Genomic DNA, 15,714 nt, shown 5'->3' with positions numbered 1-15,714 from the left:
CTGTGTGGGCCGTGTCCCTGATACGTGGGGGCGCGGCCCACGGTGACTTGCCTTCCCGCGCGGGCGCGGCCCGAGTGCCCCTCGCCGACGACGGCGCCGAGCCCATTGACCCGCCCGGCGCGCCCATGACACCTGCTTACGCTTCCTCCGAAGCCTCCGCCGTCTCGGCGTTCTCAGCCGTCTCGACACTCTCAGCCGATTCCGGCGCCGACGCGGCCTGCTCCGCCGCGGACGTCCGGACGGCCTCGGTCTCCTGTGCCTTCTGGTCGATCGCGGCGAGGGACCGGCGGACCTGGTTGCGGTCCGTGGTGTACCAGAAGTCGGGCAGCGAGGCCTTCAGATAGCTGCCGTAGCGGGCCGTGGCCAGGCGCTGGTCCAGTATGGCGACCACGCCGCGGTCACCGGACGCGCGGACGAGCCGGCCGGCGCCCTGCGCCATCAGGAGCGCGGCGTGGGTGGCGGCGACGGCCATGAAGCCATTGCCTCCATTGTCCTCGACCGCCTTCTGGCGGGCGCTCATGAGCGGATCGTCCGGACGCGGGAACGGGATCTTGTCCATGACGACCAGCTGACAGCTCGTGCCCGGCACGTCCACGCCCTGCCAGAGCGACAGCGTGCCGAACAGACACGTCTTCGGGTCCGCCGCGAAGTTCTTGATCAGCTCGCCGAGCGTCTCCTCCCCCTGGAGCAGGATCGGGTACTCGGGGATCCGGGTGCGCAGCTCCTCCGCCGCGAGCTGGGCCGCGCGCATCGAGGAGAACAGGCCGAGCGTGCGACCGCCGGCGGCCTGGATCAGGTCGGTCAGTTCGTCCAGCATGTCGCCGCGGTCGGCGTCACGGGCCGGACGCGAGAGGTGCTTGGCCACGTAGAGGATGCCCTGGCGGGGGTAGTCGAAGGGCGAGCCGACGTCGACGCCCTTCCACTGGGGGAGGTCGTCGCCCGCCGTACCTTCGGGGGCGAGGCCCAGAGAGGCACCCACTCCGTTGAAGTCGCCGCCCAGCTTGAGTGTCGCGGACGTCAGGACGACGGAGCGGTCGGTGAAGAGCTTCTCCCGCAGCAGGCCCGACACGTTCATCGGGGCCACGCGGAGGGAGGCGCCGAAGCGGTCGTGGCGTTCGTACCAGACGACGTCCCATTCGGAGCCGTTCGTGATGCGCTCCGCCACGTCGTGCACCGACTCCACGGAGGCGAGTGCCTGCTTGCGGACGGCGTCCTCGTCCTGGACGGACTTGTCGCGGGTGGAGCCCAGGGCCGAGATCACCTGGCGGGCGGCGTCCCGAAGCGCCATCAGCGCGTATCCGAGGTCCTCGGGGATCTCCTCCAGCCGGCCCGGCAGGGCCAGCTCCATCAGCCGCTCGAAGCCCTCCGCCGCGGTCTGGAGCTGGTCGGCCACCTTCTCGTTGACCAGCTTCGCGGAGCGGCGGACAGCGCGGTTGACCTGGCCGGGGGTGAGCTCGCCGGTGGCGACGCCGGTCACGCGGGAGACCAGTTCGTGGGCCTCGTCGACGATCAGGACCTCGTGCTGCGGGAGGACCGGGGCGCCCTCGATGGCGTCGATCGCGAGCAGCGCGTGGTTGGTGACGACGACCTCGGCGAGCTTGGCGCGCTCACGGGCCGCCTCGGCGAAGCACTCGGCTCCATAGGCGCACTTGGTGGCGCCGAGGCACTCGCGGGACGACACCGAGATCTGGCCCCAGGCGCGGTCGGAGACACCGGGGGTGAGGTCGTCACGGTCGCCGGTCTCGGTCTCGTCCGACCAGTCGCGCAGCCGCAGCAGGTCCTGGCCCAGCTTGCTGGTGGGGGCGGCGGCCTCGAACTGGTCGAAGAGTCCTTCGTCCTCGTCCTGCGGCATGCCCTCGTGCAGGCGGTGCAGGCACAGGTAGTTCGACCGGCCCTTGAGCATCGCGAACTCGGGACGGCGGCGCAGCAGCGGGTGCAGTGCGTCGACGGTGCGTGGAAGGTCCCGCTCCACGAGCTGTCGCTGGAGCGCCAGGGTGGCGGTCGCCACGACCACCCGCTCTCCGTGGGCGAGCGCGGGCACCAGATACCCGAGGGATTTTCCGGTGCCGGTGCCCGCCTGGACCAGCAGGTGGGAGCTGTCGTCGATGGCACCCGCGACGGCTTCGGCCATGGTCACCTGGCCGGGGCGCTCCGTGCCGCCGACAGCAGTGACGGCAGCATGCAGGAGTTCGGGGAGTGAGGGCTTCGTCATAGCGGTGCCAGCCTACGGGGCGCCACTGACAACCGGGCGATCAAGGCCGGGGCCGGGGGCGCGATCAGGACGGGTGCGGGAGGGGTGGTTCCGGTGGTCGGCGGGAGAGGGTCCGCGGGTGTGGAGCGGACGGGAACTCCCCGACCGGAAACCGGACCGGGTCGAGCGGGAACCGGACCGGGTCGAGCGGTGTACCAGGAGTGACGGTTCACAGCAGATCGCGCAGAGCCCGGTCCCGGACCATGAGGGCGGCCCGCTTGTCGGGCAGATCGACCTCGGCGGAGTAGCGGAAACCGGCGCTCAGGAAAGCGGAGACGGAGGGCGTGTTGCGCAGGTCGGGTTCCGCGACGACGCGGGCACAGGAGGGACGCTTGTCCAGGACGTGGTCGGCGACATATCTGAGCAGGACGGAGCCGAGCCCTCGCCCACGGTCGGCGACGGTGCCGATGAGGAGATGGATACCGGTGTCGTGGGGCCGGGCGGGGTAGTGGCGCGCCAGGGGGTCGAGGTCCGCGCGGTAGATCTCCCAGTAGCTCATCGGGATGCCGTCCAGCACCCCGAGGCAGGGCACGCTGCGTCCGTCTCCGTCCACCTGCGGGCGCAGGTGCCTCTCTACGACGGACTCGGGTCCCTCCAGTTCCCAGAAGGCCGCGACGGCGGGGTCGTTCATCCATCGCGACACGAGGGGTGTGTCCCGGCCGGGCCGCACGGGGACGAGCTGGAAGACGCCGACGCCGGTGGTGACCGGGCCCCAGCCGCCGACCCGGTCGAGCAGATCGCCTCCACCCGCGCCGCTGTCCCCGGCCCACAAGCCCCCGACGCCGCCGACCGCCGCGTCCGCGGATCCCCATGGCTCGCCGGCCCGGGCCCCTGCCCCGGCGTCCCCGGGCTGCTCCGTGCCGCGGGCGAACAGGGCGATCAGCTCGTCCGGGAGGCGTAGGTCGAGGGTGTCCTCGCAGTCCGTCGCGGCGCCCGGGTCCGAGCCGGTGTGCGTGCGGGTTCCGGTGTCCGGGCCGGATCCGGGAGCGACCTGCGCCGCGGGATCTGTGTCGGCTTCGGTACTCGCTTCGGTGGGAGGCACGAGGCTCCTCTCAGGAGACGGGGTGGGTCATGTTCCTCAGGAATGAAGGGGGTTGGAGATCGTGACGTAGACGGACTGGGTGTCGACGGGGCCGACGAGTTCGTCGAGGCCGTGCAGTCGCGTCAGCAGGTTGGCCTTGCAGCGCAGGACGGGCGAGTCGAGCAGCAGGGCGGGCAGTGTCGTGCGGAGCCGGCCCGGGCCGGTGACGACGTCCGAGAGGAAGCGGCGGAAGGCGGCGATCAACAGCCTTTCGTCGATGAGCCGTTGAGAGCCGAACGCGCCGATGAGCCCGAGGACGTTGTTGATGGCGAGGTAGTAGGCGAAGCGTTCGTCGGTGACCTCGTCGGGGACGAAGGTGTCGCTGTGCTCACCGATGCCGGGCAGCCGGGCGTCGAGGTCGGCGCGGCGGGATTCGCGGAAGTAGTAGCCCTGGTTGTCCCGGTAGCGGCCGCCCTTGGGCCAGCCCTCCGCGTCCAGCACGAGCAGGGTGTTCTGCTGGTGGGCCTCCAGAGCGATGCCCGCCTCGCTGTCGAGCCAGAGGAGGGGGCGGACGACGTGTTCGAGGTAGCGCAGGAACCACTCGGCGGCGACGGCGCCGCGCGGGCGCCCGGTGCGCGCGGCGAGCGCGGTGACAAGTCCGGTGAGCCGGGACCGCATCAGGGTGTGGCCGTCGGCGCAGAGGTGAGGTCGGGGGGAGACGAGTCCCGCGACGCAGCAGGCGTCGTCCGCCGGACCGAACGGGTTGTGCCGGATCATCACGTCGAGCCCTTGGACGGGCTTGCCGTCCGGCCCGTCGACGGCGAGCCAGGCCGGGTCGCGGACGATGTCGAAGCCCGGGTGGACGGCCTGCCACTCCTTGGACAGGCCGCTGCGCAGCAGGCGGTGGACCTCGACTCCCCGGTGAAGTTCCTTGCGGAGGTTCTCGCGGCGCGAGTTGGTGATGCGCAGACCCAGGGAGAGTTTCAGCATCGCCGGGGCGCCGGAGCGGTAGACGGTACGGACGGAGGAGGTGGGATGCCAGGCCGCGCCGAGCGGGCCGAGGTCCTGGAGCAGCCCGGCGTCCAGCAGGGCGGCGGTCTCCGTGCGGTGCTTCAGCTCGCGCATCTGCCAGGGGTGCACGGGCAGCGCGGCGGCATATCCGTGGGGCAGCGCCAGGGCGGCGCCGGCCAGCCGCAGGGCCAGCTGCTCCGCGGACACGGGTCGTCCGCGCTCCGTCCACGCCGAATCGGTCGCGAGTACCGAGGGGGCGACAGCCATCCAGTGCAGCGGGAAGGATCCGCGCAACTCGGGCGAGTAGAGCGCTCCTTCGGCGTCGGAGAGCCCCTCGCGGCCCTTCGGGGTCGGGTGCAGTGGGTGGCCGAGGAGGAGGGACTGCTCGGCGGAGAGGAAGCGGTCGCCCGCGTCGGCGGGCTGCTCACGGCGGTCTTCGACGAACACGGCGGTGCGCCGCACCGAGTCGGCCACGCGTCCCACGAGGTCGGCGGCCTCACCCGCCGGGCTGTCCGGCGTACGGCCCGGGCCGTGTGCCGGCACGGCGATCGCCTGACAGGTACGGGCCGACGGGACCGGCGAGACGGCGGACAGTGCGGACAGCGCGCCCGGCATGGCCTGGTCAGCAGGGGCCTGCCCGAAGGCGGAGGCCCCGGCGGGCGCGGACTGGCCGCCGCTGAGGGCGCGGTCCACTGCGGTCGGCGTACCGGCGGCGGCCGCCTCTCGTGCGAGGAGTGCGGCCACGGTCACGGCGTCCGCGGGGGGTGCGCCTTCAGGAGCGTAGGCGAGGTGGGGAAGGCCGAAGCGGTGCCAGCCGGTGGCGGACCAGTAGTGGACGGGGACCAGCAGGATCGCGCCGCTGGCGGGGAGCGGGATACGGAGGGTGCCGTGGTCCGGGGCAGTCAGGTCGTTCTCCCGTACCCAGCAGCGCAGCAGGTTCTCGACTGCCGCGGCCTGGGCGGCGGTTCGGGTGTCGGGATGCTCCAGGGGGTCGGCGGCGCACCCGCGCAGCCACTCGGACTCCCGGCGGCCGGCCTGCTGCCGGGGAACCGATTCCGCCACGGAGCGTTGCGGGATGGGTTGCCCGGCTGCTCGCTCGCGTGTGAGGGGGCGGTGGTCGGGTGCGGGGATGGTGTTCACGGGCATTCCTTGTAGGTCGTTCGGGTGGGCGCGGCGACGCACCGGAGAGCTGGGGGATGCGTCGGGGTCGTGACGGCTACGGACCGTCACCGGGGACGGTCGGCGCCCCGCGTTCCGTCCCGTCCGGGCCTCCGGTCCCCGTGGGCCACCGCCCGCACCGCGTCCGCGAGCCGGTCGAGGACGGCGGTCGCCTGTTCGTCGCTGATCGTCAGTGGGGGCAGCAGGCGGACGACGCTCGACCGGCGGCCGCCCAGTTCCACGATCAGGCCGCGGTGCAGGCATTCCCGCTGGACGGCCGCGGCCAGTTCGGGAGCGGCGGGCGCGGGACCGTCGGGCGCGGAGGCCGGGGGTGCTTCCGGGGCGACGCATTCGAGGCCGATCATCAGGCCTCGGCCGCGCACATCGCCGAGGATGGGGAACTCCGCCGCCAGCGACCTGAGTTCGGCCAGCATGCGGGCTCCGACGGTGGCCGCGCGATCTGCCAGGCCGTTCTCACGGACGTACGCGAGGGTGGCCGTGCCGGCCGCCATGGCGAGCTGGTTGCCGCGGAACGTGCCGGCGTGGGCGCCGGGCTCCCACACGTCGAGGTCGTCCCGGTAGACGACGACGGCCAGCGGCAGGCTCCCTCCGATTGCCTTGGACAGGACCATCACGTCGGGGGTGATCCCGCTGTGTTCGACGGCCCAGAAGGCGCCGGTCCGGCCCACTCCCGTCTGGACCTCGTCCGCGATGAGCGGGATGGACCGGGCCGCCGTGATCTCCCGCATCCGCCGCGTCCAGGTGTCCGGCGCGGGGATCACGCCACCTTCCCCCTGGACGGGTTCGAGGATCATCCCGGCAGGGAGCGGTACCCCCGACTTGGTGTCGTCGAGCAGCGACTCCGTCCACCGCGCGCCGAGTTCGGCGCCGCGCTCCCCGCCGACACCGAAGGGGCAGCGGTAGTCCTGCGGGTAGGGCAGGCGCGCGACGCGGACGTCGGTCGCGCCCCCGGACGCTTCGAGCGCCCCCGAGGTCATGCCGTGGTAGGCGCCGGTGAACGCGAGGAGGCCGGTGCGCCCGGTGGCGGCGCGCACCAGTTTGAACGCGGCCTCCACGGCGTCCGTGCCGGCCGGACCGCAGAACTGGATGCGCGCCCGCTCCGCGAACCGCGGGGGCAGCGTGCGGAACAGCTCGGTGGTGAAGGCGTCCTTGACCGGAGTGGCCAGGTCGAGGACGTGCAGCGGCGCACCCGAGTCGAGGACCTTCCTGATCGCCTCCAGGACGACGGGATGGTTGTGTCCGAGGGCCAGCGTCCCGGCGCCGGAGAGGCAGTCGAGGTAGCGGCGGCCGTCGGCGCCCTCGATCGTCAGGCCGCGCGCCCGCACCGGAACGATCGGCAGGGCGCGCGCGTAGGTGCGGGCCGCGGACTCGCGCGCCGACTGGCGCCGCAGGATCCCCTCGTGCGCCGCGCGCGCTCCCTCGGTCTCCGCCGAAGCGCCGTCCCGCGCGCCTTCGGCTTCACCGGAGGCCTCCGACGGCACCACCGCTGATTCGGTCACGGCCACGACTTCAGGTCCTCCCGCTGTCCAGAGGCGAGTTGGCGAGGGGTTCTGAACGCAGGCCTCAGGCCCCCCGTACGTATCAACGACGCCCCGGGCGTTGGGAAGCGGGTGGATCGAAGATCCTTGCCGTGACGGAACCGTTGCCGTTCCGTCGGATGTCCCCCACAGCGAGCGCATAGTGTGTGGTGCCGTTCAGCGATACCGAACGATCGCCGGTCACGGCCGGCCGATCGGTACCCGCGGTCCCGTGCGTACCGCACGTCCCGTACCAACGGCTTCCGGATCGACGGATCCTGACCAGTTCACAGACGCCCAGGGGGAGTTGCACCATGCGATCCATACGCCCGCCCTTCGCCGCACGCCGAGGGAGGGGCGCGCGCCGCGGAACGTCCCCCGTTCTGGCCGCGGTCGGCCTCACCGCGGCGCTGGCGCTGACCGCCACCGCCTGCAACTCGGGCGACGACAACGCCGACGCCAAGTCCAGCGCCTCCGCGTCCGCGAGCAGCGACGGGAAGATCAAGATCCCCGACGACCTCAAGGACAAGCTCAAGGAGCACGGCTTCGACGTCGACAAGTGGAAGGACGGCGCCTGGAAGAACTGGGACCGGGACGACTGGCTGCGCGAGGCCGACGACTTCATCAACCCGATCATCAAGGGGCTGTGGGACCCGGAGCGGATGCGCGGGGCCGACGACCCCGATCAGAACAAGGGCGTCGACGACGCCGACCTCACCGGTGACCAGGGCGTCACCGACCCGGAGCCGGCTCCGGTGACCGCGCGCGCTGTGAAGCCGGCGTACCACGCCGGGGTGCCCGAGGCGGGCAAGGTGTTCTTCGACTCCCCCGAGGGCACCATGGTCTGTTCGGCGACGGTGGTGGAGGACCCGGCGCACCCGGGCAAGTCCAACCTCGTCTGGACCGCGGGCCATTGCGTGCACGCGGGCAAGAAGGGCGGCTGGTACCGCAACATCGCCTTCGTGCCCTCCTACAACGACGCCGGCAAGACGGCCGCGCAGCTGCAGAACGCGCCGCGCGAGGAGGTCGCCCCCTACGGAGTGTGGTGGAGCGACTGGGCGCAGACCTCGGACCAGTGGATCGAGCAGGGTGGTTCGACCGGCGGGCAGGGCGCCTCGTACGACTTCGCCGTGCTGCATGTGACGCCGGAGAAGGGCAGTGACGGCAAGTCGCTGGAGGAGAAGGTGGGTTCGGCGCTGCCGGTGAACTTCAACGCCCCCGCCGTGACGAAGGTGTCGAGCATCACGGCGACGGGCTATCCCGCCGCGCCGCCGTTCGAGGGCCAGCAGATGTTCCAGTGCACGGACAAGCCGGGACGGCTGTCGGTCGCGCAGGCGGACCCGACGATGTACCGCATCGGCTGCACCATGACCGGCGGTTCCTCGGGCGGCGGCTGGGTGGCCGCGGGCTCGGACGGCAAGCCGGCCCTGGTGTCCAACACCTCGATCGGCCCGGTCAAGTCCGGCTGGCTGGCGGGCCCGCGGCTGGGCCCGGTGGCCAAGGGCGTGTACGACTCGGTGAGCGGGAAGTTCGCCGGCCAGTGACGCGGGCGGCGTGACACGTCGCCGATGAACGACGGTGGGCCGGTGCGGAGAACGTTCACCGGCCCACCGTCGTTCGTCCCCAACTGCCCCTGCATAGTGGGGTGTCGTGTGCGGAGGTGCCCCGCGAGGCGGCGTCCGGCGCACGACGGGCACAGGAGACAGAGCTTCAACGGGGGTAAGCGCAGCATGCGTTCTTCAAGACGGCGTCGTACGGTCCTCGCCGCCACCGGCCTGGTCGCCGCGCTGGCGCTCACCGCGACCGCGTGTGACTCCGGCGACGACAAGGCGGGCAGCGGATCCACCCCGTCCGCGTCGCGGGCTTCCGCGAGCGTCGACGACAAGATCAAGGTCCCGGACGACATCAGGGACAAGCTCAAGCGGCACGGCATCGATGTCGGCCAGTGGAAGGACGGCGCCTGGAAGGACTGGGACCGGGACAAGTGGCTCAGTGAGGCGAAGGACTTCGTCAACCCGGTGATCGACGGGCTGTGGAAGCCGGAACGGATGAAGTCCGCCAAGGATCCCGGCAAGACGATCTCCGCGAAGGACGCGACGGCCGCCACGGGGGTCAGCGACCCTGAGCCGGCCCCCGTGGAGGCCGAGGCGGAGAAGACCCCGTACCACGACCACGCGGCGCCCGTCGGCAAGGTCTTCTTCGACTCCCCCAAGGGCTCGATGGTCTGCTCGGGCACGGTCGTCAAGGACGTGAACCACCCGGGGAAGTCCAACCTCGTGTGGACCGCGGGCCACTGCGTGCACGCGGGCGGGGACGGCGGCTGGTACCGCAACATCGCCTTCGTGCCGTCGTACAACGACCAGGGGAAGTCCGAGGCGCAGCTCGGCACCGCGACGGCCTCGGAGGTCGCGCCCTACGGCCAGTGGTGGGCGGACTGGGCCTCGACGTCCCATGAGTGGATCTCGGGCGGTGACGAGACGGGCGGTGCGGGCGCCCCGTACGACTACGCCCTGCTGCACGTGAAGCCGGAGCAGGGCGACAAGTCGCTGGAGGAGACGGTCGGCAACGCGCTGGCCGTGGACTTCTCCGCGCCGTCCGCGCGGGAGGTCGGTGCGATGGGCGCCTGGGGCTACCCGGCCGCGCCGCCGTACAACGGCCTCAAGATGTTCAAGTGCGTCGACAGGCCGGGTCGCCTATCGCTGGACCCGGCCCTGCCGTCGATGTACCGCATCGGCTGCACCATGACCGGTGGTTCGTCCGGCGGCGGCTGGTTCCGCGTCGTCGGCGGCAGGACCCGGCTCGTGTCGAACACGTCGATCGGACCGGCCGGCAACACGTGGCTGGCGGGCCCGCAGCTGGGCCGGGGCGCGCGGGCGCTCTACGAGCGGATGAGCGAGGAGTACGGCGGCCGGTAGGGGCGGGCGCGCCTTTGGAGTTGCCGGACGCATGACGAAGTCCCGCCCCCTCGTGGAGGGAGCGGGACTTCGTCGTGCACGGCGCGGACTTCTAGCGGAGCGCGGGCTCCGCGACGTACGGAGCGAGGTCCGCCGCCAGTTCCTCGTGCACCCGCAGCTTGAGCAGGGTGCCCTCCGCGGTGTGCTCCTCGGAGATCACCTCGCCCTCGGTGTGGGCGCGGGCGACCAACTGGCCGTGCGTGTACGGCACGAGCGCCTCGATCTCGACCGAGGGGCGGGGCAGCTCGTTGTCGATCAGGGCGAGCAGTTCGGCGATGCCCTGGCCGGTACGGGCCGAGACCGCGATGGAGCGCTTCTCGATCCGCAGCAGCCGCTGGAGCACCAGCGGGTCCGCGGCGTCCGCCTTGTTGATGACGACGATCTCGGGCACCTTCGTCGCGCCGACGTCCCGGACGACCTCGCGCACGGCGGCGAGCTGCTCCTCCGGGTCGGGGTGCGATCCGTCCACCACGTGCAGGATGAGGTCGGAGTCGCCGACCTCCTCCATCGTGGAGCGGAACGCCTCGACCAGGTGGTGCGGCAGATGCCGTACGAAACCGACCGTGTCGACCAGCGTGTACAGCCGGCCGCTCGGGGTCTCGGCCCGGCGCACGGTCGGGTCGAGGGTCGCGAACAGCGCGTTCTCGACGAGGACGCCCGCGCCCGTGAGGCGGTTGAGCAGGGACGACTTGCCGGCGTTGGTGTATCCGGCGATCGCGACCGAGGGCACCTTGTTGCGGCGGCGCTCCTGGCGCTTGATGTCGCGGCCCGTCTTCATGTCCGCGATCTCCCGGCGCATCTTCGCCATCTTCTCGCGGATACGACGCCGGTCCGTCTCGATCTTGGTCTCACCGGGACCACGGGTGGCGAGACCGCCGCCCGAGCCGCCGCCCATCTGACGGGACAGTGACTGGCCCCAGCCTCGGAGCCTCGGCAGCATGTACTGCATCTGCGCGAGCGCGACCTGCGCCTTGCCCTCTCGGGACTTGGCGTGCTGGGCGAAGATGTCGAGGATCAGGGCCGTACGGTCGATGACCTTGACCTTGACGACGTCTTCGAGGTGGATCAGCTGGCCGGGGCTCAGCTCACCGTCGCAGATCACCGTGTCGGCGCCGGTCTCGAGGACGATGTCCCGGAGTTCGTTGGCCTTGCCGGAACCGATGTACGTGGCCGCGTCGGGCTTGTCGCGGCGCTGGACGACGCCGTCGAGCACGAGCGCTCCCGCGGTCTCCGCGAGGGCGGCCAGCTCGGCCAGTGAGTTGTCCGCGTCCCGAACGGTTCCCGTGGTCCAGACACCGACGAGGACGACGCGCTCCAGACGGAGCTGTCGGTACTCGACCTCGGTGACGTCCTCGAGCTCGGTGGAGAGGCCCGCCACACGGCGCAGGGCCGCGCGCTCGGAGCGGTCGAACTGATCGCCGTCCCGGTCTCCGTCGATCTCTTGGCTCCAGGCGACGTCCTCTTCCATCAGGGCATCGGCCCGAAGACCTTCGGGGTAGTTCTGCGCGGGGCTCTGCGCGTCCTGGGAAGGGGAAGAAGAGGAGGTCATTGGATCCTTACGTCGAGGGGAGTGCGGAAGGCCGACAGATGTCGTCCGTCACAGGGAACAACGCCCGGGGCCGCCGGGAGATTCCCGGTCACCGCCGGACCGCCCCCGCGAAGGGGGCTGCTCCGTCGGCTCGAAGAGGGTCGCACGGTACGGGCCGTCTCGTCACGCGACTTAACGGCCGCCGCCGGGCACCCGTGGGCCTGCCCGCGGGGGGTGCGATCACGCGGCCCGCGCCCGGCGCCGGCCACGCGCCGTCGCCACACCGCCACACGCCGTCGTGCCGGGCCCGCCCGCCCGAGGTACGGCGGGCGGCCCCGTTCCGTGCGGTCCACGCGCGCGTGGACCGCGGTGTGTCACGCGCCCTTGCGGGCCTGCGGGGCGTCGCTCTTCCAGTCGGGGTGGCCCGGCATCGGTGGCGTCTTCTCGCCGTAGAGCCACGCCTTGAAGAAGCCGCTCAGGTCGCGGCCCGCCATGGCGGACGCGAGGTCCACGAAGTCGGCCGTGGAGGCGACGCCGTCGCGGTTCACCGTGACCCAGGTCCGCTCCAGGCGCTCGAACGCCGGGCGGCCGATCTCCTGGCGCAGCGCGTACAGGGCGAGGGCCGCACCGTCGTAGACGTTCGGCCGGAAGATGCTGATCTTGTGGCCGGGCTTCGGTCCCTTGGGCGCCGCGGGCGGGCCGCCGGCGGCCCGCCACGCGTCGGACATGCCGTAGGCCGCCTTCATCCGCTTCTCCATGGGCCGGTTCGCCTTCTCCTCGGCGTACAGGGCCTCGTACCAGGTGGCGTGTCCTTCGTTCAGCCACAGGTCCGACCAGGTGCGGGGGCTGACGCTGTCACCGAACCACTGGTGGGACAGCTCGTGCACCATGATCGACTCGACGTACCACTTCGGGTAGGCGGGCTCGGTGAAGAGGTCCTTCTCGAACAGCGAGAGCGTCTGAGTCTCCAGTTCGAAGCCGGTCTGTGCCTGGGCCATCAGCAGGCCGTACGTCTCGAAGGGGTACCGCCCGACCTTGCTCTCCATCCAGGCGATCTGGTCGGGTGTCCTGCTGAGCCAGGGTTCGAGCGCCGCGCGGTCCTTGGTGGGGACGACGTCGCGCACGGGCAGACCGTGCGGTCCGGTGCGGTGCAGCACGCTGGAGCGGCCGATGGAGACCTGGGCCAGTTCGGTGGCCATGGGGTGTTCGGTGCCGTACGACCAGGTGGTGGTCCCACGGGCCCGGACGGTGCCCTCCGGCAGACCGTTGGCCACGGCCGTGTAGCCCTCCGGGGCCGTGACGTGGAACGTGAACATCGCCTTGTCGGAGGGGTGGTCGTTGCACGGGAAGACCAGGTGCGCCGCGTCGGCCTGGTTGGCCATCGCGAGGCCGTCCGTCGTGCGGACCCAGCCGCCGTCCTGGCCCTTGGCGGGGACCGGGTCACTGGTGTGCCGCACGGTGATGTGCAGCGGCCTCCCGGCGGGCAGCGTCCTGGCCGGGGTCACCACCAGGTCGTCGCCCGCGCTCGCGAAGTCGGCGGGTGATCCGTTGATCTCGACCGACCGCACCGTTCCGTGCGCGTAGTCGAGGTTGACGCGGTCCAGCCGGGCGGTCGTGAGGGCGTCGATCGTGGTGACGGCCGTGAGCGGCTTGTCGTTGGCGCCGGAATAGGTGAAGGCGAGGTCGTACGACTCGACGTCGTAGCCGGGGTTGCCGAGGGTGGGGAAGAGCCGGTCGCCGATGCCGAGGGCCGTGCCCGGGGAGGGGGCGCTCGCGGCGATCAGGCAGACGGAGACGGCCGAGGCGAGCAAAGCCGCCTGGACGCGGCGGCTCCTCGGGCGGCTGGCGACGGGGGCAGGGGCGGGGGCGGCTTCGAGCGGCATGGACCACCGCTACCAGCGCGCACCGGGCCGGTGGTGGCGGCGCGCGCCCGGCCCACCCGAACGTGTCCGTCCCGAGGCTCATCGGGCGAGCGCGGCCGTCGGGGGGCGTCGCCGCGGACGGGGCCTCTACTGGGCGGCCGCCGGATGCTGCGCCCGGCTCACGTCGAAGACGCCGGGCACGTTGCGCATGGCGCGCATCAGGCCCTGGAGGCGCGCGGCGTCCGGGAGTTGGAGGGTGTAGGTGTGGCGTACGCGCTGCTGGCTGGGGGGTTCGACGGTCGCCGACACGACGGCGACCCCTTCCCCGGCGATGGCCTCGGTGAGGTCGGCCAGCAGGTGCGGCCGACCGAAGGACTCGGCGACCAACGTGACACGGCACTCGGTGGTCGCCCCCCAGCGCACACCGACCTCCGGGCGCCCGTCGCTCTTCATCCGGGCCGCTCCGGGACACTCCACGCGGTGCACGGTGACCACTCCCCCGCGCACGGCGAAGCCGGTGACCTCGTCGGGCGGTACGGGCGTACAGCAGCCGGCCATGCGCACGGAGGCGCCCGGCTGGTCGACGAGGGCGTTGGCGTGGCGGGTGACGTGCGCGGCCGCGGGACGCGTCGGCGGGGTCTCGGCGGGCGGCCTGGGGCCCGTGGCGGCGGCCTCCTCGGCGCCGGGTGCGGGGTGGGTGGCCATCCAGCGCTGGATGGCGATCCTTGCGGCGGCCGTGTGGGCGTGCTCCAGCCACTCCCTGGAGGGCTCGGAGGCGGGGTCCTGGCCCATCAGGAGCTGAACGGTGTCGCCGTCCTTCAGGACCGTACTCAGCGTCGCCAGGCGGCCGTTGACGCGGGCACCGATGCAGGCGTGCGCGTCCTCCCCGTACTGCGCGTACGCGGCGTCGACGCAACTGGCGCCCTCCGGCAGACCCAGTGAGCCGCCGTCGGCACGGAACACGGTGATCTCGCGGTCCTGGGCGAGGTCTTCGCGCAGGGTCGACCAGAAGGTGTCGGGGTCCGGGGCGCCCTGCTGCCAGTCCAGCAGGCGGGAGAGCCAGCCGGGGCGGGTGGGGTCGGCGCGCTCGCCCTCGAAGGGGCGGTCGCCGCCGCCGTCCGGCAGGTCCTCGGACGGCGGGGCGTAGGGATTGCCGAGCGCGATGACGCCGGCCTCGGCGACCTTGTGCATCTGGTGGGTGCGGATGAGGACTTCGGCGACCTGGCCGTCGCCCCGGGTGACCGCCGTGTGGAGCGACTGGTAGAGGTTGAACTTGGGGACGGCGATGAAGTCCTTGAACTCCGAGACCACCGGCGTCAGACAGGTGTGGAGTTCGCCGAGCACGCCGTAGCAGTCGGCGTCCTCGTTCACGAGGACGAGGAGCCGGCCGAAGTCGGCACCGCGCATCGGGCCGCGCTTGCGCGACACGCGGTGCACGGAGACGAAGTGCCGTGGCCTTATGAGGACTTCGGCCTGGATGCCTGCCTCGCGCAGGACCACCCGTACCTCCTCGGCGATCTCCGCGAGCGGGTCGTCGGGGCGGCCGGCGTTGTCGACGATCAGCTCCCGGGTGTGTTCGTACTCCTCGGGGTGCAGGATCGCGAAGACGAGGTCTTCCAGTTCGGTCTTGAGCGCCTGGACGCCGAGACGCTCGGCGAGCGGGATCAGCACGTCACGGGTCACCTTGGCGATGCGCGCCTGCTTCTCCGGGCGCATCACGCCGAGGGTCCGCATGTTGTGCAGCCGGTCGGCGAGTTTGATCGACATCACACGGACGTCGTTGCCGGTCGCGACCAGCATCTTGCGGAAGGTCTCCGGTTCGGCGGCGGCGCCGTAGTCGACCTTCTCCAGCTTGGTGACACCGTCGACCAGGTAGCAGACTTCGTCGCCGAACTCCTCGCGCACCTGATCCAGCGTCACTTCCGTGTCCTCGACGGTGTCGTGGAGCAGGGAGGCGGTCAGCGTCGTGGTCTCGGCGCCCAGTTCGGCGAGGATGAGGGTCACGGCGAGCGGGTGCGTGATGTAGGGCTCGCCGCTCTTGCGCATCTGGCCGCGGTGCGAGGACTCCGCGAGCACCCACGCCCGGCGCAGGGGTTCCAGTTTGGCGTCGGGGTGGTGGGCGCGGTGGGCCTCCGCCACGTGCCCGATCGCGTCCGGCAGCCGGTCGCGCGCGGTGGGTCCCAGCAGCGCGGCCCGGCCCAGTCGCCGCAGGTCGATGCGCGGACGCCCCTTCCTGCGGTGCGCTGGGGCCACTCCCGGTTCGAGCGGGGCCGTGCGCTGCGGGGCGGGCGTTGCGGGGCCTGGCGTCGCGGGATTCGTCGCCTCCGCACTCATGGGCACCTCCGGCTGCGTAAGACCGGCGGACGGGTGCCCCAGGGCGTACTCGGCTCA

9 protein-coding genes are annotated in these 15,714 nt (G+C 72.0%); 2 read left to right on the top strand and 7 right to left on the bottom strand.

What is annotated here, in order from left to right; all coding sequences use genetic code 11:
• Positions 1-136: 136 nt before the first annotated feature.
• From ABZT74_RS22380 to ABZT74_RS22365, 4 genes are all read right to left on the bottom strand, one after another.
• Positions 137-2,212 carry an ATP-dependent DNA helicase gene (locus ABZT74_RS22380; protein WP_356164711.1) on the bottom strand — a complete coding sequence of 692 codons (2,076 nt, stop codon included), beginning with the start codon at positions 2,210-2,212 and terminating at the stop codon, positions 137-139.
• Positions 2,213-2,420: 208 nt separating this feature from the next.
• Entirely contained in the window at positions 2,421-3,293 is an 873-nt protein-coding gene (locus ABZT74_RS22375; RefSeq protein WP_356437486.1) for a GNAT family N-acetyltransferase, read from the bottom strand.
• Positions 3,294-3,329: 36 nt separating this feature from the next.
• On the bottom strand, positions 3,330-5,429 hold the full coding sequence (locus tag ABZT74_RS22370; protein ID WP_356437483.1) for an IucA/IucC family protein: 2,100 nt from the start codon (positions 5,427-5,429) through the stop codon (positions 3,330-3,332).
• Positions 5,430-5,509: 80 nt separating this feature from the next.
• Entirely contained in the window at positions 5,510-6,967 is a 1,458-nt protein-coding gene (locus tag ABZT74_RS22365) for a diaminobutyrate--2-oxoglutarate transaminase family protein (protein WP_356437480.1), read from the bottom strand.
• Between the two features lie 326 nt (positions 6,968-7,293).
• Here ABZT74_RS22365 and ABZT74_RS22360 point away from each other — a divergent pair, with 326 nt between their 5' ends.
• Positions 7,294-8,523, top strand: coding sequence for a hypothetical protein (locus tag ABZT74_RS22360; RefSeq protein WP_356437477.1), 1,230 nt, complete (start codon positions 7,294-7,296; stop codon positions 8,521-8,523).
• 186 nt (positions 8,524-8,709) lie between these two features.
• Positions 8,710-9,894, top strand: coding sequence for a hypothetical protein (locus ABZT74_RS22355; protein WP_356437474.1), 1,185 nt, complete (start codon positions 8,710-8,712; stop codon positions 9,892-9,894).
• Positions 9,895-9,985: 91 nt separating this feature from the next.
• On the opposite strand, the gene hflX is transcribed toward ABZT74_RS22355, so the two are convergent.
• From hflX to ABZT74_RS22340, 3 genes are all read right to left on the bottom strand, one after another.
• Entirely contained in the window at positions 9,986-11,482 is a 1,497-nt protein-coding gene (gene hflX, locus ABZT74_RS22350; RefSeq protein ID WP_355871447.1) for a GTPase HflX, read from the bottom strand.
• Positions 11,483-11,835: 353 nt separating this feature from the next.
• On the bottom strand, positions 11,836-13,344 hold the full coding sequence (locus tag ABZT74_RS22345; RefSeq protein ID WP_356437471.1) for a M1 family metallopeptidase: 1,509 nt from the start codon (positions 13,342-13,344) through the stop codon (positions 11,836-11,838).
• 126 nt (positions 13,345-13,470) lie between these two features.
• Positions 13,471-15,657 carry an HD domain-containing protein gene (locus ABZT74_RS22340; protein ID WP_356437468.1) on the bottom strand — a complete coding sequence of 729 codons (2,187 nt, stop codon included), beginning with the start codon at positions 15,655-15,657 and terminating at the stop codon, positions 13,471-13,473.
• Between the last annotated feature and the right edge of the window lie 57 nt (positions 15,658-15,714).

The organism is Streptomyces sp. NPDC005302, assembly GCF_040607345.1.
Classification (GTDB): domain Bacteria; phylum Actinomycetota; class Actinomycetes; order Streptomycetales; family Streptomycetaceae; genus Streptomyces.
This window is presented reverse-complemented; position numbering and strand designations above follow the sequence as displayed.

What these genes read in the sequence shown, in the direction of transcription:
- ABZT74_RS22345 (WP_356437471.1), bottom strand. Translation starts at nt 13,344, where the DNA reads ATGCCGCTCGAAGCCGCCCCCGCCCCTGCCCCCGTCGCCAGCCGCCCG.
- ABZT74_RS22340 (WP_356437468.1), bottom strand. Translation starts at nt 15,657, where the DNA reads ATGAGTGCGGAGGCGACGAATCCCGCGACGCCAGGCCCCGCAACGCCC.
- ABZT74_RS22370 (WP_356437483.1), bottom strand. Translation starts at nt 5,429, where the DNA reads ATGCCCGTGAACACCATCCCCGCACCCGACCACCGCCCCCTCACACGC.
- ABZT74_RS22360 (WP_356437477.1), top strand. Translation starts at nt 7,294, where the DNA reads ATGCGATCCATACGCCCGCCCTTCGCCGCACGCCGAGGGAGGGGCGCG.
- ABZT74_RS22380 (WP_356164711.1), bottom strand. Translation starts at nt 2,212, where the DNA reads ATGACGAAGCCCTCACTCCCCGAACTCCTGCATGCTGCCGTCACTGCT.
- hflX (WP_355871447.1), bottom strand. Translation starts at nt 11,482, where the DNA reads ATGACCTCCTCTTCTTCCCCTTCCCAGGACGCGCAGAGCCCCGCGCAG.
- ABZT74_RS22355 (WP_356437474.1), top strand. Translation starts at nt 8,710, where the DNA reads ATGCGTTCTTCAAGACGGCGTCGTACGGTCCTCGCCGCCACCGGCCTG.